Source organism: Faecalibacterium duncaniae, assembly GCF_010509575.1.
GTDB lineage: Bacteria > Bacillota > Clostridia > Oscillospirales > Ruminococcaceae > Faecalibacterium > Faecalibacterium duncaniae.
Window position 1 is genome coordinate 726139 of the sequence record NZ_CP048437.1, and the last position, 26689, is coordinate 752827.

Here is a 26689-nt window from a genome sequence, read left to right on the forward strand (position 1 = left end):
ATGGAGCGGCTTTTCTTGAAGAAAGGACTGCCCATGAAACGCTATGTTGTACGCAGGCTGTTGATGGCGATTCCGCTGCTGCTGGCCATTTCGTTCGTCTGCTTCTGCTTTATCAATCTGATTCCCTCCAACCCGGCGGAGGTCGCACTGCGCATCCAGCAGACCCCCGTGATCACGGAGGAGATCATTGCTGCGATGGAAGAGCAGCTTGGTCTGAATAAACCCTTCTTTGTCCGTTATTTTGACTGGGTGCTGGGCTGTCTCCACGGTGACTTTGGTATCAGCTATGTCAACCCGAAACGCACCGTGGCGGGCGAGCTGCTGCGCTGCCTGCCTGCGACCCTCCAGCTGGCAGGAACTTCTTTTGTCATCGTGGCGGTGCTCAGTATCCCCATCGGCTTCCTCTGTGCAGTTTATAAGGGCGGCTGGTTTGACAAAATTATGCGCGGACTGGTCTTTGTAACGACTGCCATGCCTGCCTACTGGGTGGGTCTGCTGCTGATGTGGGGCATTGGCGTTCAATTGAACTGGCTTCCCACCAACGGTAACGGAACATGGCGGCATCTGATCTTGCCGTCCTTCACGGTGGCATTGAGCTATATTTCGACGTATATCCGTCTGATCCGCAACAATATGCTGGAAAACATGAAACAGGACTATGTGCTTTACGCCAATGTGCGCGGGCTGCCACAGAAGTCGATTCTGGTCAAGCACATTCTGAAAAACTCCATGCACACCTGCATCGTGGCGATGGGCATGAGCATCCCGCAGCTGATCTCCGGCACCATCGTGGTCGAAAATGTTTTTTCGTGGCCGGGACTTGGTACGCTCTGCATCAGTTCCATCTTCAATCGGGATTACCCGGTCATCCAGACCTATGTTTTGCTGATCGGGGTACTGTTTGTCCTGTTCAATCTGCTGTTTGATATTTTGCAGACCGTCTCCGATCCCCGTCTGCGCAAGGAGGACTGACCATGAAAGAACGATTCTTCCGCAACCGCACGGCAGTGTTTACCGTTGTATTTGTATTGCTGGTGGGTCTTGTAGGCATTCTGGCTCCTGTCATTGCGCCCAACGACCCCTATGAGACCAATATCCTGAACAAATTTGCATCCTACAGCCTGCAATATCCGCTGGGCACCGACCAGCTTGGCCGCTGTGTCCTTTCCCGCATGATCTATGGCATCCGTCCTACCCTCGGCCTTGCCCTGCTGACCATGTTCGGCACCATCAGTCTGGGTGCAATCCTTGGCATCATGGCGGGTTATTTCCGGGGCATTGTAGAAGAAGTTATCATGCGTGTGGTGGATGTGATGCTCTCTTTTCCCAGCCAGATCATGGTGTTCGCTGTGGTGGCACTGCTGGGTGTCAGCGTCCAGAACGTCATCATTGCAAATGTTTTCATCAAGTGGGCGTGGTATGCCCGCATGATCCGCACGGGCGTAATGCAGTACCGCGACCGCAACTTTGTCCAGTTTTCCCGCTGCGTAGGAATGCCGGAGCGGTTCATCCTGTTCCGTCATCTGCTGCCCTCCATCACTTCCGACCTGGTGGTTCTGGCTTCGCTGGATGTGGGCTGGGCAATCATCAATATTTCCACGCTGTCGTTCTTGGGACTGGGCGTACAGGCCCCCACGCCGGAATGGGGCGCAATGCTCAATGAGGCAAAAAATGTGATGACGTCGAACCCAGTGCAGATGATCGCTCCCGGTATCGCCATTGTGGTGCTGGTCTGTGTGTTCAACCTGATGGGCGACGCCCTGCGCGATGTGCTGGACCCCAAGGAGGTGCAGAAATGAACCCTGTTTTTGAATTGAACGATCTGCACGTTTCTTTGCAGAGCCACCATAAGGAAATCGAATTGGTGCGCGGGGTGTCCTTCGCAGTTGCTCCCGGCGAGTGCCTCGGCATTCTGGGGGAAAGTGGTTCCGGCAAGTCAATGTCGATGAAAGCGGCGATGGGCCTGCTAGACCACAGCTTCCATGTCAAGGGCAGCGCACAGTTTCAGGGGGAAGAACTTTTGGGTAAGAGTGCTGAGGAACTGCGCCGTCTGCGCGGCGGAAAGGTGGGCATCATTCTTCAGAACCCGATGACCTGCTTTGATCCGCTGTACCGCATTGGACAGCAGATCGCTGAGACGTTTTCGGCGCATAATAACTGGACAGCAGAGGAAATCCATATCCGCTCACTGGAACTGCTGGAAAAAATGCGCATCCGAAACCCGGAGGAAGTGCTGGAAAAATATCCGCATCAGCTTTCCGGCGGTATGCTCCAGCGCATCATGATCGGCATTGCAACGGCCATGAAACCAGCTCTTCTGATTGCAGACGAACCTACCACGGCGATCGATGCCATCACCCAGTATGAGATTCTGAACGAACTTCTGCATATCAAAGAAAATCATAACACGGCCATAATCTTTATTTCACATGACCTGAATGCCATTTCTCGCGTGGCAGACCGTATCGTGGTGCTGAATCACGGAGCAGTGGTGGACCGCGGCGATTTCCAGCATATCCTGCATCATGCACAAGACCCCTATACGAAACTGCTGGTGGAGAAGCGCGCGGATGTTATGCGCAGGTACACCGCTGTTTTGAATGGCAAAAAGGAGACTGCCCATGCTTGAACTCAAAAATATTAATGTAAGCTTCCGCAGTGAGCGGCAGGATAAAATTTTTGGTCATACCCGGCAGCAGGTGTTGTTTGATGTGTCACTTACCGTAAAAGAGGGCACCTGTCTCGGTATTCTGGGGGAAAGCGGCTCCGGCAAATCCACGATGGGCCGTGTGCTCTGCGGACTGCTCAAACCAGACAGCGGTGAAGCCGTTCTGGATGGCGTTTCGGTCTACGCTTCCCGTGCCGGACGACGAAATCTGCAAAACAAACTCAGTATCGTGTTTCAGGATTACACAACCTCCGCAAATCCCCGGTTCCGCATCCGGGATATTATTGGGGAAGGGCTGACCGTACAGGAACGCAGAGAGGGCAAAAAACTGGATCGGAAAGCCGAAACGAGCCGATTGCTGGAGTTGGTCGGCCTGCCTGCCGATTTTGCAGACCGGTTTCCCCATGAGCTTTCCGGCGGACAGCTGCAGCGTGTCTGCATCGCCCGCGCAGTGGCCTGCAAGCCGGAAATCATTCTGTTTGACGAAGCGATTTCCTCGCTGGATGCACACACGCAGGTACAGGTCATGGACTTGCTGCGGGAACTGAAAGATCGCCTTGGCTTGACGTACATCTTTATCACCCATGACCTGACTTCCATTACCTATCTTTGTGATGATGTGTTGTTCCTGTATCAGGGCCGGGTAACAGAGAACCTGCCGGTAGAGCGCATCAGTGAAACGAAGGACGAGTATGCCCGTAAACTGCTGGAATCTATTGTCGTCTTTGATACGGAGGAATCGGCATGACACTGTGCGGCTTTGAGATCGCCCCCGGTGAAAAACGACAGGTGAAACTGCCTGTTCCTGGCGGTGTACCGCTGGAAGCATGGCTGCTGTGCGGGGCGCACCCCGGAAAGACGCTGGTGGTCACAGCTGGGGTGCATGGCTGTGAGTACGTCGGCATTCTGGCTCTGCAAAAATTAGTGGAAATGCTGGACTGTGCTACTCTTTTTGGACAGGTCATTTTGCTGCCGCTGGTCAATTCCAAAGGATTTTTTGCAGGGGTAAAACAACTGAATCCGGCAGATGGCAGGAATCTGAACCGGGAATTTCCCGGCAAGGAGGATGGAACGGAAACACAGCGGATGGCATGGACGATCGAAAAACTCCTTTACCCGGAAGCGGATTTTCTTCTGGACCTTCACGGCGGAGACTGGAATGAAGAACTGGCCCCGTTGGTATTCTTTCCCTGTGGAGCCGGGCAAAAAGTGGAGCAGGAGACCCGCAGGGCGGCACAGGCTCTTTCTGTTTCCATGCGGGTCTGTTCAACGGCCCGAAATGGATTGTACAGCTGGGCAGCACAAAAAGGAATCCCTGCTTTGCTGTTGGAGCGGGGCGGAAATGGCCGCTGGACTCCCGAAGAGGTGGAAGCAGATTGCGAGGATGTACTCCGTCTGATGAACCATCTTGGAATAAGAAAAGGAGAGTTCGATGCCGTTCCGCAAACAGAGATTGCAAAAGCCGTCTACGAAGAAGCACCGGCAGATGGATACTGGTTTCCGCAAGTCTGTGCTGGGCAGGAAGTATTAAAGGATGCACTGCTGGGCAGGTGGAAAAGCTCCGATGGGACGCAGAACTGCGAGGTCCGTGCAAGATTTGCAGGGCGGGTTTTGTATGAGACCACTGCATTGGGCGTTCGCAGAAATGACCCGCTCGTTGCATACGGAACAGCATGAGTTTCCATAAAAACAAAAACAGGGTGCGCCCCTGAATAGGACGCACCCTGCCATCGCAATTCACAATTTGATTTGTTGGCAACAACCGTGAATTGCATATCGCAAACAAGTTGTTGAGAATTGCACTGCTGCGCTGCGCAAACGCGAACTTTTGGGAACACGCCACTTTCGGCAGTGTGCAAGAAAAAACAATGAAAACTTTGGCAAAAAGAGAGAGAGGGCTGGACGGTGCCAGCCCTCTTGACAAGGAAAAGCACAAGGCTCTTTATTATAATAAAGCTATAAGAACATAATAAAGGCAATTATTTGAAATTTTTGAAAAAACAGAAATCATTTTGATGATATGGGACGTTTTAATAGACAGGAAGGGGGGTGAACCGTATCCAGACAGAATTATTGCTGCGGAAAGCGCAGAGCGGAGATACGGGTGCGCTGGACACTCTGATTACAGCGTACTATCCACAAATTCTGAACTATTGCCGTTGGCATACAGCGGACGAGCAGCAGGCGCAGGATGCAGCACAGGAAACCTTTTTGAAAGCGGTGCGCTGGCTGGATTCCTGTGGTGGATTTCAGGGGGCATTCCGTCCCTTTCTGTACAAAATCGCAAAAAACATTTGCATCGATCTGAACCGTACGATGGAGCGGACGGAGGTATCGCTGGAGAGCTTGCCGGGCGAACCCGCCTATCAGGAAAGCGGCTTTGCTGCGGCAGAGGAGAAAGCAAACCTGCGAGCGCTGACGGCCCAGCTGGAGCCGGAACAGCGGGAACTGGTATTGCTGCGGTTCGCACAACAGCTTAAATTGCGGGAGATCGCGGAGATCACAGGTCTGCCCCTGCGCACGGTACAGTCCCGCCTGCGTGCCGCATTGAAAACCTTGAAAATGCAATTGGAAAAGGAGGACTGGAGATGAACCGAGCCTTTGAAAAAGAACTGTCCAGAGCACTTGCGGCAGAGCCGGACACAGCTGTCCCGGAAACGCTGCTGCGCCGCTGCCGGGCGGAACATGTCGTAAAACAACGGAGTGATTGGTGTGATTTGCTGCACTGCCAGTTCAAATTGCTGGGCTGGAAGGTCTGGGCGCTGGAAGCAATGGCGGCACTGGCGTTGTACAGTGTGGGTCGGGAACTTGCCCTGTGGGAGAAGGCATGGACATTACGCAATGCACTGTTTGGTCTGAGCACACTTGCCATGCTGACAGCCCTGCTCGGTCTGCCGTTTTTATACCGGGCAAGTCAATATAAGATGCTTGAACTGGAACATGCCACATATGCAGGAGTCGGTCATCCGCTGGTGATGCGGTTTTTGCTGCTGCTGGCGGGGGAAACAATCCTGCTGGGAGTGCTGGTACTCAATGTGCGGGCAGCCGCGCCATGGAGCATCGGGCAACTGCTGGCGGTGCTGACCGTGCCATTTCTGACCGCAAACAATGAGCTGCTTCTGCTGCTGCGCTGGGTGCACCCGGAATGGATGATGACCGGGGCTGTACCACTGTTTGCAGGGCAGCTGTGTTTGCTGCGGTTCGTGCAATTATCGGAACTGCCGAAAGGTCTGCCGCTGGCGGCGGGTGTGCTGGTGCTCTGCATGGTGTTGCAGTGCATCCAGCTTGCCGCCCGGTCAGAATATATTGCAGAAGCTTGAAAGGAATAAGTCATGGAACTGAAAATTCAGAATATTACAAAGCGATACCGGGATAAAACGGCGGTGGATGATGTGTCCATCACTCTCACGCCGGGTGTGTGGGGACTGCTGGGGGCGAATGGTGCAGGCAAAACAACCTTAATGCGGATGCTGGCGGGCATTCTGCGGCCCAGCAGTGGCCGGATTTTGTGCGATGGGGTGGAGGTTGGAACGCTTGGTGCGGCCTACCGGGAAAAGCTGGGGTATCTGCCGCAGGAATTCGGGTTTTACCCGGAATTCACGGTGCAGGACTATCTGGAATATATGGCGGCGCTCAAGGGTCTGCCGCGCACAGAGGCTGCCCGGCAGATCGACGCACTGCTGGAGCGGGTAAGCCTCACTGAGGTGCGCCGCAAAAAGATCATAAAGCTTTCCGGCGGTATGAAGCGCCGAGTTGGTATCGCACAGGCACTGCTCAACGACCCGGAAATTTTAATTCTAGATGAGCCCACGGCAGGGCTGGACCCCGGAGAACGGGTGCGCTTCCGCAATCTGCTGTCGGAGTTTGCGCAGGAACGGATCGTTCTCATTTCAACGCATATCGTTTCGGATGTGGAATACATTGCAGCTGAAAATGCCGTGATGAAAGCTGGCAAAATCATTGCACAGGACACCACCGAAGGGCTGGTAAAGCAGATTGAAGCCAAGGTCTGGCAGGGGAACATCCCGATGGAACAGCTTGCCCGGTGGGAATACCGGCTGCGGGTAGTGAACCTGCGCAACGAGCCGGACGGAACGGTAACATTGCGGTATCTGGCGGATGCACCGCAGCTGCCGGACAGCGTCCCGGCACAGCCCCGGCTGGAAGATCTGTATCTGTGGCTGTTCCCGGAGGAAATGGAGGAAGCAAAATGAACCTGTATCGTTTGGAATTGAAACGTGTGTGCAAAACCCGTATGACAGCTATTCTGCTGGCCATTGCGTTGGTGCTGGCTGTGGTCATGGCATATCTGCCGGTGACCTTTATCGGCTGGACGGAACTGGATGCCAACGGAAACAAAGTGCGTTACACGGGTCTGAAAGCAATCCGGAAACGGCAGGAGCAGCAGGTATCCGGTACCATCACGCCGGATGTCATGCAGGAAGCACTGGAAGCCTATCAGCGGGTGTACCGGCAGTATGATGCAAGCTCCATCAACGATATTCCGGTCGAGGTATTTTATAAAGAACTTGCCCGGTATCAGCCTCTTGTGAACAACGCAAAGGAAGCCTTTGCCGACCCGAAAACCGGCATGGCACCGGGCGTGATGGGGCTGACCGCAGAGGATATGCAGAACTTTTACAGCCAGCTCCCCAAACGGCTGGAATCGGTGATCTGGCTGGAACAAAGCGGAAAGCCCGGCTATGAGCAGGCGCAGGCCATTGCACAGAAAAAGTTCGATGCTGTACAAAAACCGTTCACCTATTCATTTGGGGTCAGTTCAGATGCAATGGATTACCAGACCCTGTTGAGTTTGCTGCTCACCCTGCTGTGCGCGGTGATTGCGGCCCCGGTGTTTGCATCGGATGCACAGACCGGGGCGCAGGACATCCAACTGTGCACAAAAAACGGCGGTCTGCGGTTAGCAGCGGCAAAGCTAGCGGCGGCGTTTAGTATCACAGGGGCGGCGTATCTGCTCTGCGGCGTGGTGTGGATCTTGGTCACGAATGCTCTATTTGGCTGGGAAAGTACCCAAACTTCCGTGCAATGGCTGTTTTCTGTGACCAGCCTGCTGCCGTATACCGTTGGCCAGATGGAGTGGGTCATGCTGGTGGCAAACTTCCTGATCTTCTTTGCGGAGGTGGCCTTTGTGCTGATGGCATCCGTATGGGCCAAGAACAACCTGACCGCTTTGTCTGTGGCGCTGATCAGTGTGGTGGCACCGCTGATTGTTTATATGGTCGTGCCGGGCTCCTTTGGAGAATGGCTGTCCACCCTGATTCCGGCAGGGGGCATTGGGCTTTCCAATGCATTGCTGTATAAAATGATCAGCTTTGATTTTCTCTATGCAGGCGGGCATGCCTTCTTTCAGGCAGATGTACTGCTGGCATCGGCACCGATCAAGATCGTTCTGCTCGTTGGATTGGCAGCATGGGGGTATCTGCGAAAGACCAAGGTGGCTTAAGCTGGGCTATGCGGACTTGATTCTGAATGGTGACCCGGAGGAATATTTGAAAAATGTAGCTGGGAGCCATGGGTTAGAAATCTGAATGAATGCTGGACATTACCGCTTTTTTTGCGCTGGTGATGTCCAGCATTTGTTATTTGGTGTTGATCGACCAATTTTAATGGAATCTTTATACTTCTACAATTTTCTTTACGGCTCTTTTATTTATTCCATGCTAATCTTTATGCACACGGATAGGTAAAGGAGCTTTTATGATTCAATATCCTCGTTACAGGCAGCACCGTTTTTCTTCTTTTCAGGTCATTATTGCAGGTTTTGCGGCAGTTGATCTGGTGGGCGCATTGCTTCTGATGCTCCCGATCGCTGCACAGCAGCGGTGCGTTACACCGTTCCATGAGGCGCTGTTTACTTCCACCTCTGCCCTTTGTGTGACCGGACTTGTGGTACAGGATACCGGCAGCTACTGGTCGGCATTCGGGCAGAGCGTGATCCTTCTTCTGATCCAGATCGGAGGATTGGGCGTCATTACGGTGGGTGCTTCCTTTGCGCTGCTTTCCGGGCGAAAGATCTCCCTCAAGCAGCGCAGCACGATGCAGGAAGCTACGGCTGCCCCGCAGATGGGCGGCATCGTGCGGCTGACAGGCTTTATTCTGCGGATCACCGCCCTGTTTGAATTGGTCGGTGCTGCACTGCTGCTGCCGACGTTCTGCGCTGATTATGGACTGCGCGGGATCTGGTATGCACTGTTTCATTCCATTTCGGCGTTCTGCAATGCCGGCTTTGACCTGCTGGGAACAGAGGGGGCAAAATTTGTTTCGCTGACACGGTATGCAGGTAATCCATTGCTTACCACAGTGATCGCGGCCCTGATCGTCTTTGGCGGCCTTGGCTTTCTGACATGGGAGGACATTTGTACATATCGCCTTGATTTTCACCGTTATCGGATGCAGAGCAAGGTGATCCTTGTCACAACGGCATTTCTTCTGGTACTGCCGGCACTGTACTTTTATTGTTTCGAGTTCACGGCAGGCTCTGCCCGGCAGCGCATTTTATTGTCGATGTTCCAATCCGTCACACCCCGTACTGCTGGTTTTAACACCGCTGATCTTGCTGCGATGGGCAGCACTTCACAGGCATTGATGGTGGTTCTGATGCTGTTGGGCGGTTCGCCCGGCTCTACGGCAGGCGGCATGAAAACCACAACATTTGCCGTTCTGCTGGCCAATATGTGGGCGACCTTCCGCCGCAGAGAAGATGCCGAATTTTTCGGGCGGCGCATAGATGGTTCCGCGGTCAAGAATGCTGCTACGATCGCAGGAATGTATTTGACGCTGTTCTTCCTCGGAGCCTTTGTCATTGCTACGGCAGAGCAGCTGCCGATGTCGGTCTGTCTGTATGAGACTGCTTCGGCTGTGGCAACGGTAGGTCTGACATTGGGCATCACGCCGCAGTTGGGGGTCCTTTCGCAGGGGGTGCTGATCGCACTGATGTTTTTGGGACGTGTTGGCGGATTGACGCTGATCTATGCGGCATTTGGCAGCAGCCCTGCTCACTCTCGTCTGCCGCAGGAGAAGATCGCAATCGGATAAAGGAGACAGGTATGAAATCGATTCTTTTGATCGGGCTTGGCCGTTTTGGCCGCCATATTGCGCAGGAACTGAATGAGCTGGGTCATCAGGTCATGGCGATCGACAGCAACGAAGACCGTGTGAATGCCGTGCTTTCCTATGTGACGAATGCACAGATCGGTGACAGCACCAGCGAATACTTTCTGCGCTCCCTTGGCATCGGCAATTTTGATGTGTGTATCGTAACCATCGGCGGCAATTTTCAAAGCTCACTGGAAACAACATCACTGCTCAAGGAGCTGGGCGCAAAGCTAGTGGTCTCGCGTGCAGAGCGGGATGTACAAGCCAAGTTTCTGCTGCGCAACGGTGCGGATGAAGTGGTCTATCCGGAAAAGCAGCTGGCAAAGTGGGCAGCGATCCGATATAGCTCCGAACACATTCTGGATTATATCGAGCTGCAGGACGACCACGCCATCATGGAAGTGACCATTCCGCCGGAATGGATGGATCGTACGATCGGTGAGATCAATATCCGAAAAAAGTATAACATCAATATTCTTGCGCTGAAAAAAGACGGAAAGCTCGATATGAACATCACGCCGGATACGCAGCTGTGCCGGGATGAAAGTATGCTGGTTTTGGGAAAATACGCATCGATCCAGAAGTGTTTCCGGCTCTAAAAAGATAGGACGGATCGTATGGATGTCGCTTTGTTATTGATGGTTCTTGGAGTCATGTTGAGTGGTTTCCGGGCAGCAGGTGCGCTGGATCACATGCGGAAGGAGATCCTTCGACAAGAAGGAAAAAGACGTGGCTGGTGGTCGTGACCATCAAATTGTGCTATACTGTGGGCAAGGCAGGTGATCTTTATGAATCAGAACGACCCACCCACTGAACATATTCTGGCGTGTCTGTCGTCCTCTCCCTCCAATGCAAAGATCGTGCGGACGGCAGCAACGATGGCAAAGGCGTTTGGTGGAACCTTTACAGCTCTGTATGTCCGGACTCCGGATTCGGATCAGATGGGAAAAGAAGATTGTCGGCGTTTGCAGCAGCACATTCGTATGGCAGAGCAGGCAGGTGCCGACATTTCTACGATCTACGGGGATGACATTCCGCAGCAGATCGCAGAGTTTGCCCGCATCTCCGGCATTACAAAAATCGTGCTGGGGCGCTCCAGCGTACATCGCCGCCATTTCTGGAGTGGACCGTCACTGACTGAAAAATTGACGATGACTGCGCCTAATCTGGATATTTACATCATCCCGGATGCTTCTGCAGAGAACGGCTACGGTTCAGGAAGAAAGCTGTTCATCCGTCCGTTTCTGCCTTCTGTCCGCGATTTACTGGTCACCGCAGGCATTTTGAGCTGCATCACGCTCATCGGCTTCCTTTTTTTACAACTGGACTTTGCGCGCTATAATATTATTACGTTCTATATGCTGGGGGTGTTGTTCACCGCATTGTGTACCAGCGGTTACACCTGCGGTGTGCTGGGCTCCATTGCCAGTGTTGCGCTATACAATTTTTTCTTGACGGAACCGCGCCTGACATTCCATGCGTATGATCCCGGTTATCAGGTTACATTTGCCCTGATGCTGACCTCTGCAATCATTACCTGTACGTTGACGACACGGCTGAAAGACCATGCAAAAATGTCTGCGCAGGCAGCGTTCCGTACAAAAATACTGTTTGACACAAATCAGCTTTTACAGAGAGCAAAAAGCGAGGAAGAAATCCTCTCTCAGACAGCGTCCCAGTTGATGAAGCTGCTGAACCGGAGCCTGATCGTTTACCCGGAACAAAACGGAGATCTTGGGTCAGAACAGGTTTTTGGGATTGGTGGGGAAGTGCCGCGCAACATCTTTTCTGCACCGGAAGAACGTGATGCAGCAAATTGGACATTTGCAAACAAAAAGCGTTCCGGTGCAGGCACGGATAGCTACCCGGACGCAAAGGGGCTTTATCTTGCACTTCGGACCGGAGGCGGCGTGTTTGGAGTGGTTGGGATCGATCTGTCCGAAAAACCGCTGGATGCCTTTGAAAACAGCGTGATGCTTTCCATTCTGGGTGAAGGTGCGCTGGCCATCGAAAACCGCAGAAATGCGCTGGAAAAAGAGCAAGCTGCATTGCAGGCAAGGAATGAAGAGCTGCGGGCAAACCTGCTGCGCACGATCTCCCATGATCTGCGCACCCCGCTGACCTCCATTTCCGGCAATGCCAGCAATCTGCTTTCCAACGGAGAAACGCTGGATACAGAGACCCGGAACAAGATCTGCACCGATATTTTTGACGATGCACAATGGCTGATCGGTCTGGTGGAAAATCTGCTTTCCATCACCCGCATTGAGGATGGGCGGATGAATCTGCAGATCTCACCGCAGCTGATGGATGAGATGATCGAAGAAGCACTGCATCATGTCAACCGGAAAAGCTGTGAACACACCATCACAACACAGTATGGGGACGAGATCCTCCTGGTCAATGTGGATGCACGGCTGATCATGCAGGTCGTTGTCAATCTGGTGGATAACGCCATCAAATACACCCCCGTGGGCTCGGTCATTCAGATCTCGGCTTACCGGAAAGACCATCAGGTCGTAGTGGAAGTTGCAGATAACGGTCCCGGCATTCCGGATCGCGCAAAAGCACAGGTGTTCGAGATGTTTTATACCGGGCAGAGCCGCATCGCAGACAGCCACCGCAGCCTTGGACTGGGCTTGCCCCTCTGCCGTGCAATCTTGACGGCTCACGGCGGAACATTGACCCTGCGTGACAACATTCCCAATGGCAGTGTCTTTTCCTTTGCATTGCCGCAAAGCGAGGTGAACATTCATGAATAAGCCGACCATTCTGGTCGTAGAGGATGATGTTCCTGTACGGTGTCTGATCACAACGACCCTGAAGACCCACGGCTATAAATATCTGACTGCTTCCAATGGGGAAACGGCAATCATGATGACTACCAGCCACAATCCGGACATCATGCTGCTGGATCTTGGACTGCCCGATATAGACGGCATCGAGGTCATCCGCAGCGTCCGCACATGGTCGAACCTGCCCATCATCGTCCTGAGTGCCCGGAGCGAGGATTCTGATAAGATCGAGGCACTGGACAATGGCGCAGACGATTATCTGACAAAGCCGTTTTCCGTGGATGAGCTGCTGGCAAGACTGCGTGTAACGCAGCGCCGATTGAATCTGCTGGCTTCTGACGGCATAAATAGTCCGGTTTTTGTCAATGGTCCTTTGAAGATCGACTTCTCGGCAGGCTGCGTCTGGCTGAGCGAGAATGAATTGCATTTGACTCCCATCGAGTACAAACTGCTGTGTGTGCTGGCGCATAATGTGGGCAAAGTGCTGACGCATACCTCCATCACGCAGAAAGTATGGGGCAGTACGCAGGAAAATGACATTGCATCCTTGCGAGTTTACATGGCATCCCTGCGCAAAAAATTGGAACGATGCCCGGATGCGCCGCATCTGATCCAGACTCATGTTGGTGTAGGATACCGGATGCTGCGCGTGGAAAATGATGAATCATAGTAAAAAAACAGGGTGCGCCCCTGAATGAACAACACCCCATTTGTCCGACAGTATTCGGTCAGACAAATGGGGTGTTGTTATATGTCAGAAAAACGAAAGATGTACAGTGGAGAAGGAGACCAATTTTTATAGTGCAAGATGCTTTGCACGATAGTCCCGTGGGCTGATGCCATATACATTTTTGAAAGCGCGGGAAAAGTGAAGCTGATTGGGATAGCTGACCATGGTGCTGATGGTGCTGATGGGCAGGCGGCTTTCAGTCAGCAGCTGTGCCGCCCGTGCCATGCGGTAGTGCAGCAGGAACCCCTGTGGGCTTTCGCCCATGGTATCTCGGAACACCTTACTGAAATAGCTGCGGTTCAGTCCGCAGAAGGAGGAGATATCCTCGATGGAAATATCTTCGCTGTAATGCTGCTCTATGAAAGACAGATTGAGATATAACAAGTCGCATTTTTGCATTTACGAAACTACTGGCAGATAGTATAATAATGGCACAACAAGAAAAAAGAAACTGTGCAATGTGATGATGCACAAAATTTTCTCGCTGCTTTTGTAAGAGCTGACAAAAGTAAGAAAAATCGACCCGGCCGTTCCGACACGACCGCCTGTCTGTCGGCATTTCTATTAAAAATAATCTCGTTGAGGTATAGGATCCATGAGTATTCGATTTGATTCCGAGGCACGCATTTTTGTATTGGAGACTGCCCATACCAGCTACCACATGAAGGTGGATGCGCTGGGGCACCTGCTGCATCTGTACTACGGCAAAACCATCGGCACCGGGGACCTGATGCAGCTGTATCCCCGCACAGACCGGGGATTTTCGCCGGATTACTACGCTTACCGCACCCACCGGGGCGTTTCCCCGGATCTGCTCCCGCAGGAGTATACCGGCTGCAACGTGGGCGATTTCCGTCTCTCCTGCCTGACGGTGGCCGACAGCCGTGGCACCTTTGGCGCAGACTTTACCTATGTGAGCCACACGGTGGAGGCGGGCAAATATCAGCTGACCGGTCTGCCCTGTGCCCACGCAGAGGAAAACGATGCCGAGACCCTGATTGTCCGAATGCAGGACGAGGCCACCGGTCTGACGCTGGAGCTGCTGTACGGCGTGTTTGCACAGCAGGATGTCATCACCCGTGCGGCGCGGCTGACAAACCACGGAGATAACCCGCTGCGGCTGGACAAGGCGGCATCTGCCTGTCTGGATCTGCCCTTTGGCAGATGGGATCTGCTGCATTTCCACGGCAGACACGCTATGGAACGGCAGCTGGAGCGGGAAGCTGTGGGCACCAATATCCAGACCATTTCTTCGGTGCGGGGCAGCTCCAGCCACCACAATAATCCCTTCCTGATCCTCTGCCAGCAGGATGCAACGGAGACCAGCGGCTCCTGTTACGGGGTGATGATGGTCTATTCCGGAAGCTACCAGATGGACGTGGAGCGCTCTCAAACCGGGCTTGTCCGGGTAGTGAGCGGCATTCAGGAGGAGCGCTTTGCGTGGAACCTGAAGCCGGGCGAGACCTTTGACACCCCGGAGGTGATCCTCTCCTTTGCGGCAGAGGGTCTGACCCCGCTTTCCCAGCAGTACCACCGCTTTTTGCGGCGCAACATCTGCCGCGGCCCGTGGAAGGACAAACGCCGCCCGGTGCTGATCAACAACTGGGAGGCCACCTATTTTGATTTCAACACCGAAAAGATCGTAAAGATCGCTGAAAAAGCAGCCTCTCTCGGCGTGGAGATGATGGTGCTGGACGATGGCTGGTTCGGCACCCGGAATGACGACAATCAGGGTCTGGGCGACTGGACCGTGAACTGCGAAAAGCTGCCCGGCGGACTGGACCCACTGATTGAGCAGATCAATGCGCTGGGCATGAAATTCGGCTTGTGGATCGAGCCGGAAATGGTCAACGAGAACTCCGATCTGTACCGCACCCACCCGGACTGGGCGCTGACCCTGCCCGGACGCAAGCCTGCCATGGGGCGCAACCAGCTGGTGCTGGATCTTTCCCGCCCGGAGGTGGTGGACTATCTGGCAGGGGTTATCGGCAAGCTGCTGCGGGAGCATCACATTGAGTATATCAAGTGGGATATGAACCGCAGCATGAGCGATGTGTACAGCCGTGCTTTCCCTGCCGAGCAGCAGGGCGAGATCATGCACCGCTATATGCTGGGCGTTTATGCGCTGGCAGAGCGGCTGACGCAGGGCTTCCCGGAGGTGCTGTTCGAAGGCTGCGCAGGCGGCGGCGGACGCTTTGATGCCGGAATGCTGTGCTACTATTCTCAAATCTGGTGCAGCGATGATACCGATGCCATTGAACGGTTGACGATCCAGCACGGCACCTCCTTCGGCTATCCGGTCTGCACCAGGGGTGCTCATGTTTCTGCCTGCCCCAACCACCAGACCGGCCGTACTACGCCCATCGACACCCGTGCTGTGGTGGCGATGAGCGGCACCTTTGGCTACGAGCTGGATCTGGGCAAATTGAAGCGCGCCGAGTGCACTGCAGTGAAAAACCAGATCAAGCGGTTCAAACGGCTGAACGACCTGATCCGTACCGGCGATTATTATCGGCTGACCGACCCGGCAGAAAACGCATATTTCACGGCATGGCAGTTTGCCGCAGAGGACGGCAGCGAAGCACTGCTGAATCTGGTGGTGACCCATCCGCAGGCGAATCCCTTACCCATCCACCTGTGCTTCCGTGGGCTGGAAGAAGATGCTGTGTATGAACTGGATGGCATCGACTATTTCGGCTCTCAGTATGCCCACGACGTAGAGGACGGCATTCACAAGGGGATGCGGTTCAGCGGCAGCACCCTGCTGTATGCGGGGCTTGTCCTGCCGCAGCTGTTTGGCGATTACCCCAGCGTGCAGCTCCATCTTACACGAAAAGGATAAAGAAAGATGACAAGTCAAGATAATTTTGCAGTCCGATTTGCCAAGCACAAGGACGAACTGGAATGGCTGTTCATGGAACTGTACCACAACCGGGAAGGGTTGGAGGTTCTGGAGCGGGAGATGGCAGAAGCCTATAACGCCCGCAGTGCCGAGCTGAAAGCACTGGACAAGGCGCGTTCTGCTGACCCGGAGTGGTACAAGCGGGGCAATATGTTCGGCATGACCATCAAGTTCGCTTTTAGCGAACTTGATTTTGCATCGGTGCTCTTGCGGTCACCGCCATGCGCAGCTTTTTCGACTTTGTTCGGATGCCAGCTGCGCATACTCGGCTTCCAGCTTTTTCGGGCTGGGCAGCTTGGTGATGTCGTTTGCCTTGAAATAGGCTGCTGCCGCCCGGTACGCTGTCAGCTCTGCACGATGCTGCTCCTCAAAGGCTGTTGAGTAATCTTTTTGTATTTCTATAAATAACAATCAAGAGGGTGACAGCTTTTGTTGTCACCCTCTTGATTGTTATTTATTCCCACGTTTTGGTTTTTTGTCGGACAACTATAATTTGGATCTGGTACAGAATGCTGGGAATTGCAGAAACCAATGAAAAAATACCCAAGGCGAGAGAATGTTTGATAAGGGCAAACAGTGCAAACAGGAGTAGTAGGAATAGCCATGGGTTACGCAAGTTGCGGTAGTATTTTTCTTTATCGGCATAGGAGGTGTGGAGTTCAAAAGGCTTTCCGTCGTTTGCTTTTTCTACAATCAATAGTTCTCGGTTAAAAGTTGTTGCGTTTGTTGCAATATAACCGCCCATTTCCGCCCATGGACGCAATCGAACTTTTCCGACAGAATAGTTTAGATTGATATTCTTGAAAAATACCTTGTAGCCCATATCTTCCAAAAAGTTAGCATAGTCTGTTGCGTTCTCTTTTGATTTTTCTCCGATAAACTCTACACAATAGGTCACTTCGTTGGGATTACATTTTTCGAATTCATAGAGCATTCTTCCTGTCCGGACAAGTCGATAGCCTTTTTCGGACATTTTGTTTAACCATTTTGCCTGTGCATTTAGCAATCCACCAAAGAAGCGATAGCATTTTTTACTCATACTGTACCTCTCCAATAATTTCACTTGCGACGCGTACAAGTTCGTTTAGTCTTGCAAGCTCTTTTTCTGCAATTTTTTTTCCCTGTGCTGTAATGTGGTATTCTTTTTTTCTTCCCTCACGATCTCCATAAGGTTCAATCCACTTCTTGTCCTGCAAAGAGTTTAATGCTCCATATAAAGTACCTGCACCTAATGAAAGCCGTCCGCCTGTTTTTTCTTCAATAAATTGCATGACAGCGTATCCGTGTTTTGGCGTATAAAGAGAGAGCAAAATATAAAAGGTGACTTCTGTAAGCGCACCACCTTTTGTATTATCTCGCATGGTTTGACCTCCTTATTACGGTTACTGTAATAAATATATCACTAACCGTAATATTCGTCAAGCGGATTCAGAAAAATTATTTGAGGGATGTGTGAAAGAAGAACGGTCTGCTCTATTCTTGTTTTGTTGTTCGGCGTGTCGTGGTGCTGGGAATTGCTAGGGGTCGATTGAACATTCGTTTTGGTCATTGTACCTCCTGTCTGTTCGATAACTCCTCGGTGAAGTTATGTAAAACACGACACGCCGTTGCTGTTTGCACCGTCAGGTGCGAACCATGAGCAGGGTTTGGGGGTGGACCGCGTTTGCGAAGCGCAGCGCAGCGATGATTTTGTCGGGTGAATCGGCGACAAAATGAATCGGGTGTGTTGAGGGGCGGTTAATCTTTCTGCTGCCTTTATAGGCTGCGGCCTGCTGATCTCTGCAAGTGAGCATGACCAAAATGATCCTCCATATCAAACTGCTGCTAACAATGTTAATGCGTCCTAACATCGGTAAAAACCATTGAAAAAGTCCGAAAGCGTGCTACAATACAGAGATAAAGAGCCTGCCCCCCGCTCAAGGGTGTGGGCGCTCAGATAGGAAACACAGAAATGAGGGATAAATATGTTTGATACAAAAAAGCTTGCACTGTTTTTGGGCGGTGTGGTGTTCGGCTCTGCCGGCTTCAAGGTACTGTCCAGCAAGGACGCAAAAAAGGTCTACACCCAGACCACTGCTGCGGTGCTGCGGATGAAGGACTGCACCATGCAGACTGTGAACAAGGTGCAGGAAGAGGCCGGTGACATCCTTGCCGATGCAAAGGCCATCAACGAGAGCCGCGCCGCCGAGGCTGCACAGGAGGTCATCGAGGATACGGCTGAACAGCCCGCAGAGCAGACTGCACAGTGATACAACGCAGCGGAGCCGCCCTTGGGCGGCTCTTTTTTACGCAGAGGGGTAAGAAAAGCAATGAAATGTACGATCTTACATGAAGGCAGGGGACGGATGCGGGTGCACGTCTGCGCCGTGCAGATGACCCTGCACCGGGCAGATGTGCTGGAAGCCTACCTGAACGGGCAGGACAACATTCAAAAAGCTACCGTCTACGAGCGCACCGGAGATGTGGTGTTGACCTACCGGGGCAGCCGGAAGGATGCCGTCGCCCTGCTGGCGGCCTACCGCTTTGACAACGAAGAGTTAGAGGTGCTGGTCACTTCCCACGATAGCAGGAAAATCAATCAGGAATATCAGGAGAAGATGGTCAACCTTGTGGCGGGCCGGGTGTTCCGCAAGGTGTTCCTGCCCGCGCCCATCGCGGCGGCATATACGGTATGGCGCTCCATCGCCTTTGTCTGGAAGGGCATCCGCTGCCTGCTGCACCGCAAGCTGGAGGTAGAGGTGCTGGATGCGCTCAGCATCACCGCCTCCCTCCTGCGGGGGGATTACAGCACCGCAGGGTCGGTGATGTTCCTGCTGACGGTAGGCAGCCTGCTGGAGGAGTGGACGCGGAAAAAGAGCTTGGACGACCTTGCTCGCAGCATGGCGCTGAACGTGGATAAGGTCTGGGTGCGCACCCCGCAGGGCGAGGTACTGGTGCCGTTGACCCGCGTTCACGCCGGGGACGAAGTGGTGGTGCGCTCCGGCAACATGATCCCGCTGGACGGCATGGTGCTGGAAGGCGAAGCCATGGTCAATCAGGCTGCCCTGACCGGCGAGTCTATGCCGGTACGCAAGACCACCGGTGCCACCGTTTACGCCGGAACAGTGGTGGAAGAGGGCGAATGCGTCCTTGTGGCCAAGGCAGAGGGCGGTGCCAACCGCTATGATAAGATCGTGGCGATGATCGAGGAATCGGAAAAGCTCAAGTCCGGCACCGAAAACCGGGCTTTGCAGCTGGCCGACCGTCTGGTGCCGTGGTGCCTTGCCGGTACGGTGGCTACCTATGCCTTTACCCGCAACGTCACCCGGGCCATCTCCATCTTGATGGTGGACTTCTCCTGTGCGCTGAAGCTTTCCATGCCGCTGGCAGTGCTCTCTGCCATGCGGGAGTGCGGGGAATATCACATCACCGTAAAAGGCGGCAAGTATCTGGAAGCGTTGGCAAAGGCGGACACCATCGTGTTCGATAAGACCGGCACCCTCACCCGTGCCACCCCACAGGTGGTGCAGGTGGTGCCTTTCTCCGGCTGCGGGGAGCAGGAGGTATTGCAGCTTGCCGCCTGTCTGGAAGAGCATTTCCCCCATTCCATGGCAAACGCCGTCGTCCGTGCTGCCAAGGAGCGGGGAATCTCTCACGAAGAGATGCACTCCGAGGTGGAGTACATCGTGGCCCATGGCATTGCCAGCCGGGTAGGGGGCAAGCGGGTGGTCATCGGCAGCGCCCACTTTATTTTCGAGGACGAGGGCTGCACCATCCCGGCAGGGGAACAGGCAAAGTTTGATGCGCTGGATCCGCAGTATTCCCACCTGTATCTGGCAGCATCCGGGGTGCTGGCGGGGGTTATCTGCATCGCAGATCCCCTGCGCCCGGAGGCGGCACAGGTGCTGCGCCAGCTTCAAAAGCTGGGCATCACTCAGACCGTTATGATGACCGGCGACAGTGACCGCACCGCCCGCGCCATTGCGGCGCAGGTGGGGGTAGACCGCTGCTTTGCGGAGGTGCTGCCGGAGGATAAGGCCGCCTTTGTCCGCGATGCCAAAGCCGAGGGACATACAGTTGTGATGATCGGCGACGGCATCAACGATTCGCCCGCTTTGTCGGCGGCAGATATCGGCATCGCCATCCATTCCGGTGCCGCCATCGCCCGGGAGATTGCCGATGTGACCATCCGCGCGGATAGTCTGGAAGAGCTGGTGACCTTAAAAGCCATTGCCAACGCCCTGCAAAAGCGGGTGGGCAGCAATTACCGCTTTGTGCTCAGCTTCAACTCGGCCCTCATCCTTCTGGGGGCTCTGGGCATCCTGCCCCCTGCCACCAGTGCCATGCTGCATAACCTTTCCACCCTTGGCATCAGCCTGCGCAGCATGACAGACCTGTTGGAGCAGAAGCCTTCCCTGTAAAAATGGCACGCCGGAGCGTCCGCAGATGCTCCGGCGTACCGAAATGATAGCTCTTCCCACAGAAAGCAGTGTATCTTCTACAAGAAACTGCTGGATGCTGGGATGACGCAAAGTAAAAACGATTACTTCCCCAGATGCCAGATGTCGCGGTCGTACTCGGCAATGGTGCGGTCGGAGGAGAACATCCCGGCTTTGGCAATGTTCACAAGGCACTTGCGCCGCCAGCCCATGGGGTCGCAGGCGTAATCACTGAGGGCCTGCCCTTTGCGGACGACATAGGCGTTGAAGTCCGGCAGGGTCTGGAACCAGTCCTTGTGGATCAGCTCATGGTGCAGGCGGGTCAGGTTTTCGGCATGGCCGGCAGCCAGCATCTCCGGGCCGGTGAGGAAGCTGATGGCGCGGCGGATGTTGGCATCGCCCTCCACCCACTGGGCCGGGTCGTAATCGCCCACGGCGTAGCGGTGGATGACCTGATCGGAGGTCTGGCCGAAGATATAAATGTTCTCTTCGCCCACCTGCTGGCTGATCTCCACATTGGCACCGTCCATGGTGCCCAGCGTCAGCGCACCGTTTAGCATGAACTTCATGTTGCCGGTGCCGGAGGCCTCCTTGGAGGCAAGGCTGATCTGTTCGGACAGGTCACAGGCAGGGATGAGCTTTTCGGCAGCGGTGACGTTGTAATTTTCCACAAATACCACCTGCAGCCACTTGGACACCTCCGGGTCTGCGGCGATGACCTTGGAGAGGGTCAGCAAGGCATGGATGATGTCCTTGGCAATGGTGTAGGCAGGAGCAGCCTTGGCACCAAAGATGCTCACCAGCGGCATGGCAGGCAGATGCCCGGCCTTGATCTCGTAATACTGATGGATGAGGTACAGCAGGTTCAGCTGCTGACGCTTATACTCGTGCAGCCGCTTGGACTGGATATCGAACATGGCATCGGGATTCACTGCCACCTTCTGGGTGCGCAGCAGCCAGTCTGCCAGCGCTGCCTTGTTGGCCTTTTTCACGGCGGTCAACTCGTCCAGCACGGCTTCGTCGTTGGCGAAGGCCAGCAGCTTCTCCAGCTCGGCAGCGTCCTTACGGAAGCCGGAACCGATGTGCTTTTCCAGCGTGGCGGTCAGGCGCGGGTCACATTCCAGCAGCCAGCGGCGGAAGGTGATGCCGTTGGTCTTGTTGTTGAACTTTTCCGGGTACAGCTCATAGAAGCCGTGCAGCTCGGAATTTTTCAGGATCTCGGTGTGCAGCGCTGCCACGCCGTTGGTGGAATGGGTGAAGTGGATGTCCATGTGGGCCATGTGCACCCGGTCGTCCTTGTCGATGATGGCAAGGCTCTCGTCCTCGGTGCGGGTGCGGGCCAATGCGTCCAGCTTTTCAATGATGGGCATCAGCTGGGGCACCACTGCATCCAGATAGGCGCGGGGCCACTTTTCCAGTGCCTCGGCCAGAATGGTGTGGTTGGTGTAGGCACAGGTCTTGGTGACGATCTCCACAGCTTCCTCAAACTCAATGCCCCGCTGCCCCAGCAGCCGGATCAGCTCCGGGATGACCATGCTGGGGTGGGTGTCGTTGATCTGGATGGCGGCGTAGTCGGCCAGATCGTGGTAATTGCAGCCCCGGGCGGCGCACTCTGCCAGAATGAGCTGGGCACCGGCAGAAACCATGAGGTACTGCTGATACACCCGCAGACGGCGGCCTGCCTCATCGGAGTCGTCCGGGTAGAGGAACAGGGTCAGGTTCTTGTCGATGGCGGTCTTGTCAAAGGCAATGCCGTCATGGACGATGCTCTCGTCGATGGTATCCAGATCGAACAGATTCAGGGTGTTGGTGCGGCCCTCGTAACCGGTGACAGCCAGCTTGTACAGCCGGGCAGTATATTCCTTGCCTGCCAGCTCCACCGGGTAGGTCACATCGGTCTTTTCGGCCCAGCTGTGGGCGGTGAGCCAGGGGTCGGGCTTTTCGTTCTGCACACCATCCTCAAAGGACTGGTGGAACAGGCCAAAGTGATACCGCAGGCCCACGCCGTCGCCGGGCAGGTTCAGCGTTGCCAGCGAATCCAGGAAGCAGGCTGCCAGACGGCCCAGACCACCGTTGCCGAGAGAGGGCTCCGGTTCCACCTCTTCAATATCGGAAAGGCGCTTTCCGGCAGCGGCCAGTGCATCCCGGGCTTCTTCGTACAGTCCCAGATTGATGAGGTTGTTAGACAGCAGCTTGCCGATAAGAAATTCGGCGCTGATATAGTACAGCTTGCGGCCGGTAACGGGCTGCACGCGGTCGGCACTCTTCTGCCGCACCAGCTCCAGCAGTGCCAGATACAGCTCCTGATCGGTGCAGTCCGCCAGCAGCTTTCCGGTGAGGCTCTGTAATGTTTCGGTAAAGCTCATAATGGATCCTCCTTTGTTTTCAGATACACACCTTACGGAAAACAGGTTTGACATTTATAATGCAAGATATACCAGATAAAACAATCGAAATCTTGCCTTAAAGGAGCAAATTATGGTACAATCCTATCATCTGGAGGTGAGATGATGCATAATCAGGCTTCTTTGCAGGAAACCAAGCAGCACGGTGCCGTGCGGTTCCCCTTCAATCTGTATCCCTGCACCATTCCGGGAGATTTTCCGCAGGTGGCACTGCACTGGCAGGAGAGCATGGAGCTGGTCTTTGTCAAGCGGGGCGCGGGGCTGGTGCAGGTGGGCGCTGCGTCCTGCCCGGCCTATCAGGGGGATATCTTTATTTTTACGCCCGGCACCCTCCACGCCCTGCGGCAGGCAGAGGGGCAGCGCATGGAATACGAGAACATCATCTTTGAGCTGGAGCTTCTGGGCGGTGCGGAGGACCTTTGCGCCGAAAAATACCTGCTTCCGCTCCAGAGCGGGCGGCTGCTGCTGCCTGCGCGGCTGACTCCCAACGACCTGTGTTATCTCCAGGCCGCCGCCTGCCTGCGGGAGGTGGAGGAAGCCAACCGTGCCAAGCTTCCCGGCTATGAGCTGCTGGTCAAAGGAGCGCTGCTGCGCTTTCTCTCCCTGCTCATTGCGCAGGGGAAACAGCAGCTCCCCGCGGAAACTGCCGATACCCGGCGGCTGAAAGCCGTTCTGCAATGGATCTCTGTCCATTATGCCGAGGGGCTTCGGGTCGCCGATGCCGCCGGGGTCTGCTCCTTCAGTTCCAGCCACTTCATGCGCTGGTTCCGGCAGATGACAGGGCAGAGCTTTGTTGCCTTTCTGAACGAATACCGGCTGAATGCCGCCGCCGAAGCGCTGCATGCTACGGACGAGACGGTGCTGACGATCGCTTCCCGGTGCGGGTTTGAAAACCTCTCCTATTTTAACCGGGCATTCAAGGCGCATTTTGGCATGACTCCGCGGGAGTACCGGAAAAAATAAACAAAATGAGGCCGTTCCGCTTCTCTGAGAAAGAGAGGGAACGGCCTCATTGTTTTGAGTAGCTTGAGCGAGCGACAACCACCAGCTCCGCTGGTGGAAAAGAAAATGCTTTAGCTATAAGATTCAAGCGAAGCGAGATGACAAAGAAATTGTCATCTTAGAAGATGCACTTTATGATACTGCTCGTTAGAGCAGTAGGGCAAGTAATGCAGATGAAAGATGCTTGCTCGTGGCCCCTTGCAGGGGCTTTGCTAGTAAGGAGCCCTTCTAGGGCTTACTCAAGCCACCGGCTCAGCCGGTGGTTTTGACTTCTGGATCAGTGGCAGCCGGATGGCGGCAGACTCCGATTCATTCAAACCAGGCTTTCCATGATCTCCGCGCACTTTTCAATGCCGATGACACCGCTATCCAATGCAATATGATAATTGAATTCATGGTAGGTCTTGTGAATCAGATAGCCTGCGATCAGGAAGGTCAGGATATCCGACAGCGGCATGGAGTACAGCACACCATCCAGCCCGAAAAACCGGGGCAGCAGCAGGGCAAAGCCCACGCCGAACACCACCTCACGCACCATGGAAAGGGCAGTGGATTCTGCTGCCTTGCCCATGGCCTGCAGGAAGATGAAGCAGGCTTTGTTGACACAGGCCAGAATGATCATGCACAGGTAGATGCGGAAGGACTTCACGGCAAAATCGGTGTAGTACACGCTCTCATTGGCGGCACCGAACAGGGCGATGAGCTGCCGGGGAAGCAGCTCCACCAGCACCAGTGCGACCACACCGACAGCGGCTTCTGCCAGCAGCAGTTTCGTGAACAACTCCTTCACACGGGCGGGCTTTTTTGCACCCATGTTGAAGCCCACCACGGGGATGCAGCCGGCTGCCATGCCCACCACGATGGAGATGACGATCTGGAAGAACTTCATCACGATGCCCACCACCGCCATGGGGATCTGGGCGTACTGTTCCTGCCCGAATACCGCATCCAGTGCGCCGTATTTGCGGATCATGTTGTTGATGGCTGCCATGGCTGCAACAAGGCTGATCTGAGAAAGAAAGCTGGTCATGCCAAGGGTCAGGGTGCGGCCGCAGATGGAACCCTTCAGCCGAAGGTCAGCCCACGCCGGGCGAATGATCTTCATGTGCAGCAGATACCACACTGCCAGCGCTGCGGTGACCACCTGACCGATCACAGTAGCCACCGCCGCGCCCATCATGCCCCAGCGGAAGCCGAAGATAAAGATGGGATCCAGAATGATGTTCAGCACCGCACCCGCAAGGGTGGACACCATGGCAAACCGGGGGCTGCCGTCGGCACGGATGATGGGGTTCATGGCCTGCCCGAACATATAAAAGGGGATACCCAGCGTGATGTAGAAGAAATATTCTTGGGAATGATGATAGGTCTCGGCGTTGACCGTTCCGCCGAACATGGCGAGAATGGTATTTGCAAAGATCAGATACACAGCGGTCAGAACGATGCTGCTGACCAGACACATCACCACCGCGTTGCCAACGCTCCGCCTTGCCTTGGGGACTTCGTTCTGGCCAAGGCTGATGCTGACAAAGGCGCAGCAGCCGTCACCGATCATCACGGCAATGGCCAGCGCCACCACCGTAAGCGGGAACACGACCGTATTGGCGGCGTTGCCGTAGGAGCCGAGGTAGCTGGCATTTGCAATAAAGATCTGGTCCACGATGTTGTACAGTGCGCCGACCAGCAGAGAAATAATGCACGGAATCGCATACTTTTGCATCAGCTTTCCGATGCGTTCCGTGCCGAGAAATTGATTGGAACTTTCCATGGGATTCACCTTACCTTTCCATTTTAGGACAAACAAAAAAACGAGTGGCACTCATGCAACCGGTCTTACGCATGAGTGCCACTCGTTGTACGAAATCATTATACCGATTCTCTGCCCAATTTGCAAAGGTACTTTTGCACAAGAAATCTGCGGGTCATTCTGCGCATATTGCACGATGCAAACTTTGTGGAAAATCACCTTTGAAGCCATGGAGTGGTTTGTGTTATAATAGAAAAGAACGAAAACGCGCTGGAAAGTCTGTTTTGCACAGTCTGTTCCACTTGGATGAAAGAGGAGCAATATGGTAAAGTATCAAGCAGGAACGCTCGTGGTTTCGTCTGGAAAATTTACCACTGGTTAAAATGTATCCGGTCATCCTCATAGCGGCTCTCACGCGGGGCAGTAAGGTCTGCTTCCGGGTAGCCAAGGGCGATGATGGAGTGGGGCACAATGGTCTCCGGCAGAGCGAAGAGCTTTTGCTGGGCCTCTACCCGGTCCATCTGGGGCCAGGTGCCCAGCCAGACTGCGCCAAGCCCCAGCTCCTGTGCGGCGAGGCAGATGTTCTGGGCGGCAATGGCTCCGTCGATCACCCAGTAGTCCTTTGCAAAGCGGAACGCACGGTCAAGGTCGCCGCAGACGAGGATACCGGCGGCAGCTTTCCGCAGCGGCTCGGCAGGGCGGCCGTTGGCATCGGCCATCTGTGCCAGCTTTTCCGGGTCGGTCACCACCACGAAGGACCAATCCCGCGCATTGACGCAGCTGGGTCCGCTCATGGCCGCTTCCAGCAGCTGGTGCAGTGTTTCGCTTTTGATGGGCTTGTCGGTGAATTCCCGGCAGCTGCGCCGGGTGAGAATGGCATCCAGAGTGTTCATAGATCAGTGCCTC

25 protein-coding genes and 2 pseudogenes are annotated in these 26689 nt (G+C 54.4%); 19 read left to right on the forward strand and 8 right to left on the reverse strand.

Annotated elements, in window-relative coordinates; all coding sequences use genetic code 11:
* Positions 1–15 precede the first annotated feature (15 nt).
* The 14 genes and pseudogenes from opp1B to GXM22_RS03495 all read left to right on the forward strand — a co-directional run bounded on the left by opp1B (position 16) and on the right by GXM22_RS03495 (position 13249).
* Positions 16–972: a nickel/cobalt ABC transporter permease gene (opp1B, locus tag GXM22_RS03435; protein WP_335341490.1), complete on the forward strand. Its 957-nt coding sequence runs from the start codon at positions 16–18 to the stop codon at positions 970–972.
* Positions 973–974: 2 nt separating this feature from the next.
* Positions 975–1799, forward strand: a complete 825-nt coding sequence (opp1C, locus tag GXM22_RS03440) for a nickel/cobalt ABC transporter permease (protein WP_005935744.1) — start codon at positions 975–977, stop codon at positions 1797–1799.
* Positions 1796–2629 carry an ABC transporter ATP-binding protein gene (locus GXM22_RS03445; RefSeq protein ID WP_005935743.1) on the forward strand — a complete coding sequence of 278 codons (834 nt, stop codon included), beginning with the start codon at positions 1796–1798 and terminating at the stop codon, positions 2627–2629. The genes opp1C and GXM22_RS03445 overlap by 4 nt, the downstream gene beginning before the upstream one ends.
* Positions 2622–3416: an ABC transporter ATP-binding protein gene (locus GXM22_RS03450; protein ID WP_005935741.1), complete on the forward strand. Its 795-nt coding sequence runs from the start codon at positions 2622–2624 to the stop codon at positions 3414–3416. The genes GXM22_RS03445 and GXM22_RS03450 overlap by 8 nt, the downstream gene beginning before the upstream one ends.
* Positions 3413–4345 (forward strand): M14 family metallopeptidase, encoded by a 933-nt coding sequence (locus tag GXM22_RS03455; protein ID WP_005935739.1) that lies wholly within the window; start codon positions 3413–3415, stop codon positions 4343–4345. Before GXM22_RS03450 ends, GXM22_RS03455 begins: the two co-directional genes overlap by 4 nt.
* Positions 4346–4717: 372 nt before the next feature.
* A complete protein-coding gene (locus tag GXM22_RS03460; protein WP_005935735.1) occupies positions 4718–5260 on the forward strand; it encodes an RNA polymerase sigma factor in 543 nt (180 codons plus the stop codon).
* A complete protein-coding gene (locus tag GXM22_RS03465) occupies positions 5257–5988 on the forward strand; it encodes a hypothetical protein (protein WP_005935733.1) in 732 nt (243 codons plus the stop codon). Before GXM22_RS03460 ends, GXM22_RS03465 begins: the two co-directional genes overlap by 4 nt.
* Before the next feature lie 12 nt (positions 5989–6000).
* On the forward strand, positions 6001–6882 hold the full coding sequence (locus tag GXM22_RS03470) for an ABC transporter ATP-binding protein (RefSeq protein WP_005935731.1): 882 nt from the start codon (positions 6001–6003) through the stop codon (positions 6880–6882).
* The gene (locus GXM22_RS03475) at positions 6879–8132 is read left to right on the forward strand and encodes an ABC transporter permease subunit (RefSeq protein ID WP_005935729.1); all 1254 of its coding nucleotides are present in this window, start codon (positions 6879–6881) and stop codon (positions 8130–8132) included. Before GXM22_RS03470 ends, GXM22_RS03475 begins: the two co-directional genes overlap by 4 nt.
* Before the next feature lies 1 nt (position 8133).
* Positions 8134–8217: pseudogene (locus tag GXM22_RS15190) on the forward strand (DUF6061 family protein); the annotation flags it as partial.
* A 169-nt stretch (positions 8218–8386) separates the two neighbouring features.
* A complete protein-coding gene (locus GXM22_RS03480; protein ID WP_005935725.1) occupies positions 8387–9724 on the forward strand; it encodes a TrkH family potassium uptake protein in 1338 nt (445 codons plus the stop codon).
* 11 nt (positions 9725–9735) lie between these two features.
* A complete protein-coding gene (locus tag GXM22_RS03485) occupies positions 9736–10383 on the forward strand; it encodes a potassium channel family protein (RefSeq protein WP_005935722.1) in 648 nt (215 codons plus the stop codon).
* Positions 10384–10662: 279 nt separating this feature from the next.
* On the forward strand, positions 10663–12546 hold the full coding sequence (locus GXM22_RS03490; RefSeq protein ID WP_005935716.1) for an ATP-binding protein: 1884 nt from the start codon (positions 10663–10665) through the stop codon (positions 12544–12546).
* Complete coding sequence (locus GXM22_RS03495) at positions 12539–13249, forward strand: response regulator (RefSeq protein WP_005935712.1); 711 nt, start codon at positions 12539–12541, stop codon at positions 13247–13249. Before GXM22_RS03490 ends, GXM22_RS03495 begins: the two co-directional genes overlap by 8 nt.
* A gap of 126 nt (positions 13250–13375) precedes the next feature.
* On the opposite strand, the gene GXM22_RS03500 is transcribed toward GXM22_RS03495, so the two are convergent.
* The gene (locus GXM22_RS03500; RefSeq protein WP_035394914.1) at positions 13376–13693 is read right to left on the reverse strand and encodes a helix-turn-helix transcriptional regulator; all 318 of its coding nucleotides are present in this window, start codon (positions 13691–13693) and stop codon (positions 13376–13378) included.
* 211 nt (positions 13694–13904) lie between these two features.
* Here GXM22_RS03500 and GXM22_RS03505 point away from each other — a divergent pair, with 211 nt between their 5' ends.
* Complete coding sequence (locus GXM22_RS03505) at positions 13905–16151, forward strand: alpha-galactosidase (protein ID WP_005935702.1); 2247 nt, start codon at positions 13905–13907, stop codon at positions 16149–16151.
* Between the two features lie 6 nt (positions 16152–16157).
* Positions 16158–16592 (forward strand): hypothetical protein, encoded by a 435-nt coding sequence (locus GXM22_RS15195; protein ID WP_005935699.1) that lies wholly within the window; start codon positions 16158–16160, stop codon positions 16590–16592.
* Between the two features lie 73 nt (positions 16593–16665).
* Here the strand turns inward: GXM22_RS15195 and GXM22_RS03515 are convergent, their stop codons facing one another.
* From GXM22_RS03515 to GXM22_RS03530, 4 genes and pseudogenes are all read right to left on the reverse strand, one after another.
* Positions 16666–17250 (reverse strand): DUF2812 domain-containing protein, encoded by a 585-nt coding sequence (locus GXM22_RS03515; RefSeq protein ID WP_005935696.1) that lies wholly within the window; start codon positions 17248–17250, stop codon positions 16666–16668.
* On the reverse strand, positions 17243–17572 hold the full coding sequence (locus GXM22_RS03520) for a PadR family transcriptional regulator (RefSeq protein WP_005935693.1): 330 nt from the start codon (positions 17570–17572) through the stop codon (positions 17243–17245). Before GXM22_RS03520 ends, GXM22_RS03515 begins: the two co-directional genes overlap by 8 nt.
* A gap of 113 nt (positions 17573–17685) precedes the next feature.
* Positions 17686–17760, reverse strand: a pseudogene (locus GXM22_RS15395) (plasmid mobilization protein); the annotation flags it as partial.
* A 73-nt stretch (positions 17761–17833) separates the two neighbouring features.
* A complete protein-coding gene (locus GXM22_RS03530; RefSeq protein WP_157747407.1) occupies positions 17834–18010 on the reverse strand; it encodes a hypothetical protein in 177 nt (58 codons plus the stop codon).
* A gap of 165 nt (positions 18011–18175) precedes the next feature.
* Here GXM22_RS03530 and GXM22_RS03535 point away from each other — a divergent pair, with 165 nt between their 5' ends.
* Together GXM22_RS03535 and GXM22_RS03540 are read left to right on the forward strand one after the other, a co-directional pair.
* On the forward strand, positions 18176–18460 hold the full coding sequence (locus GXM22_RS03535) for a DUF6110 family protein (RefSeq protein ID WP_005935684.1): 285 nt from the start codon (positions 18176–18178) through the stop codon (positions 18458–18460).
* A gap of 60 nt (positions 18461–18520) precedes the next feature.
* Entirely contained in the window at positions 18521–20611 is a 2091-nt protein-coding gene (locus tag GXM22_RS03540) for a heavy metal translocating P-type ATPase (protein ID WP_187115625.1), read from the forward strand.
* Between the two features lie 122 nt (positions 20612–20733).
* On the opposite strand, the gene GXM22_RS03545 is transcribed toward GXM22_RS03540, so the two are convergent.
* Positions 20734–22995, reverse strand: coding sequence for a glycogen/starch/alpha-glucan phosphorylase (locus GXM22_RS03545; protein ID WP_005935679.1), 2262 nt, complete (start codon positions 22993–22995; stop codon positions 20734–20736).
* 141 nt (positions 22996–23136) lie between these two features.
* Here GXM22_RS03545 and GXM22_RS03550 point away from each other — a divergent pair, with 141 nt between their 5' ends.
* Positions 23137–23997 carry an AraC family transcriptional regulator gene (locus tag GXM22_RS03550; protein WP_005935676.1) on the forward strand — a complete coding sequence of 287 codons (861 nt, stop codon included), beginning with the start codon at positions 23137–23139 and terminating at the stop codon, positions 23995–23997.
* A 352-nt stretch (positions 23998–24349) separates the two neighbouring features.
* On the opposite strand, the gene GXM22_RS03555 is transcribed toward GXM22_RS03550, so the two are convergent.
* Positions 24350–25804 (reverse strand): MATE family efflux transporter, encoded by a 1455-nt coding sequence (locus tag GXM22_RS03555; RefSeq protein WP_242699886.1) that lies wholly within the window; start codon positions 25802–25804, stop codon positions 24350–24352.
* Positions 25805–26151: 347 nt separating this feature from the next.
* The gene (locus GXM22_RS03560; protein WP_005935658.1) at positions 26152–26676 is read right to left on the reverse strand and encodes a nitroreductase family protein; all 525 of its coding nucleotides are present in this window, start codon (positions 26674–26676) and stop codon (positions 26152–26154) included.
* Positions 26677–26689 lie beyond the last annotated feature (13 nt).

Excerpts from the sequence above, each read along its gene's own strand:
- GXM22_RS03540 (WP_187115625.1), top strand. The coding sequence starts at position 18,521 with ATGAAATGTACGATCTTACATGAAGGCAGGGGACGGATGCGGGTGCAC.
- GXM22_RS03490 (WP_005935716.1), top strand. The coding sequence starts at position 10,663 with ATGGCAAAGGCGTTTGGTGGAACCTTTACAGCTCTGTATGTCCGGACT.
- GXM22_RS03465 (WP_005935733.1), top strand. The coding sequence starts at position 5,257 with ATGAACCGAGCCTTTGAAAAAGAACTGTCCAGAGCACTTGCGGCAGAG.
- GXM22_RS03495 (WP_005935712.1), top strand. The coding sequence starts at position 12,539 with ATGAATAAGCCGACCATTCTGGTCGTAGAGGATGATGTTCCTGTACGG.
- GXM22_RS03485 (WP_005935722.1), top strand. The coding sequence starts at position 9,736 with ATGAAATCGATTCTTTTGATCGGGCTTGGCCGTTTTGGCCGCCATATT.
- GXM22_RS03560 (WP_005935658.1), bottom strand. The coding sequence starts at position 26,676 with ATGAACACTCTGGATGCCATTCTCACCCGGCGCAGCTGCCGGGAATTC.
- opp1C (WP_005935744.1), top strand. The coding sequence starts at position 975 with ATGAAAGAACGATTCTTCCGCAACCGCACGGCAGTGTTTACCGTTGTA.
- GXM22_RS03515 (WP_005935696.1), bottom strand. The coding sequence starts at position 17,250 with ATGAGTAAAAAATGCTATCGCTTCTTTGGTGGATTGCTAAATGCACAG.
- GXM22_RS03470 (WP_005935731.1), top strand. The coding sequence starts at position 6,001 with ATGGAACTGAAAATTCAGAATATTACAAAGCGATACCGGGATAAAACG.
- GXM22_RS03520 (WP_005935693.1), bottom strand. The coding sequence starts at position 17,572 with ATGCGAGATAATACAAAAGGTGGTGCGCTTACAGAAGTCACCTTTTAT.
- GXM22_RS03455 (WP_005935739.1), top strand. The coding sequence starts at position 3,413 with ATGACACTGTGCGGCTTTGAGATCGCCCCCGGTGAAAAACGACAGGTG.
- GXM22_RS03545 (WP_005935679.1), bottom strand. The coding sequence starts at position 22,995 with ATGAGCTTTACCGAAACATTACAGAGCCTCACCGGAAAGCTGCTGGCG.
- GXM22_RS03480 (WP_005935725.1), top strand. The coding sequence starts at position 8,387 with ATGATTCAATATCCTCGTTACAGGCAGCACCGTTTTTCTTCTTTTCAG.
- GXM22_RS03450 (WP_005935741.1), top strand. The coding sequence starts at position 2,622 with ATGCTTGAACTCAAAAATATTAATGTAAGCTTCCGCAGTGAGCGGCAG.
- GXM22_RS03555 (WP_242699886.1), bottom strand. The coding sequence starts at position 25,804 with ATGGAAAGTTCCAATCAATTTCTCGGCACGGAACGCATCGGAAAGCTG.
- GXM22_RS03550 (WP_005935676.1), top strand. The coding sequence starts at position 23,137 with ATGATGCATAATCAGGCTTCTTTGCAGGAAACCAAGCAGCACGGTGCC.
- GXM22_RS03505 (WP_005935702.1), top strand. The coding sequence starts at position 13,905 with ATGAGTATTCGATTTGATTCCGAGGCACGCATTTTTGTATTGGAGACT.
- GXM22_RS15195 (WP_005935699.1), top strand. The coding sequence starts at position 16,158 with ATGACAAGTCAAGATAATTTTGCAGTCCGATTTGCCAAGCACAAGGAC.
- GXM22_RS03445 (WP_005935743.1), top strand. The coding sequence starts at position 1,796 with ATGAACCCTGTTTTTGAATTGAACGATCTGCACGTTTCTTTGCAGAGC.
- GXM22_RS03475 (WP_005935729.1), top strand. The coding sequence starts at position 6,879 with ATGAACCTGTATCGTTTGGAATTGAAACGTGTGTGCAAAACCCGTATG.
- GXM22_RS03535 (WP_005935684.1), top strand. The coding sequence starts at position 18,176 with ATGTTTGATACAAAAAAGCTTGCACTGTTTTTGGGCGGTGTGGTGTTC.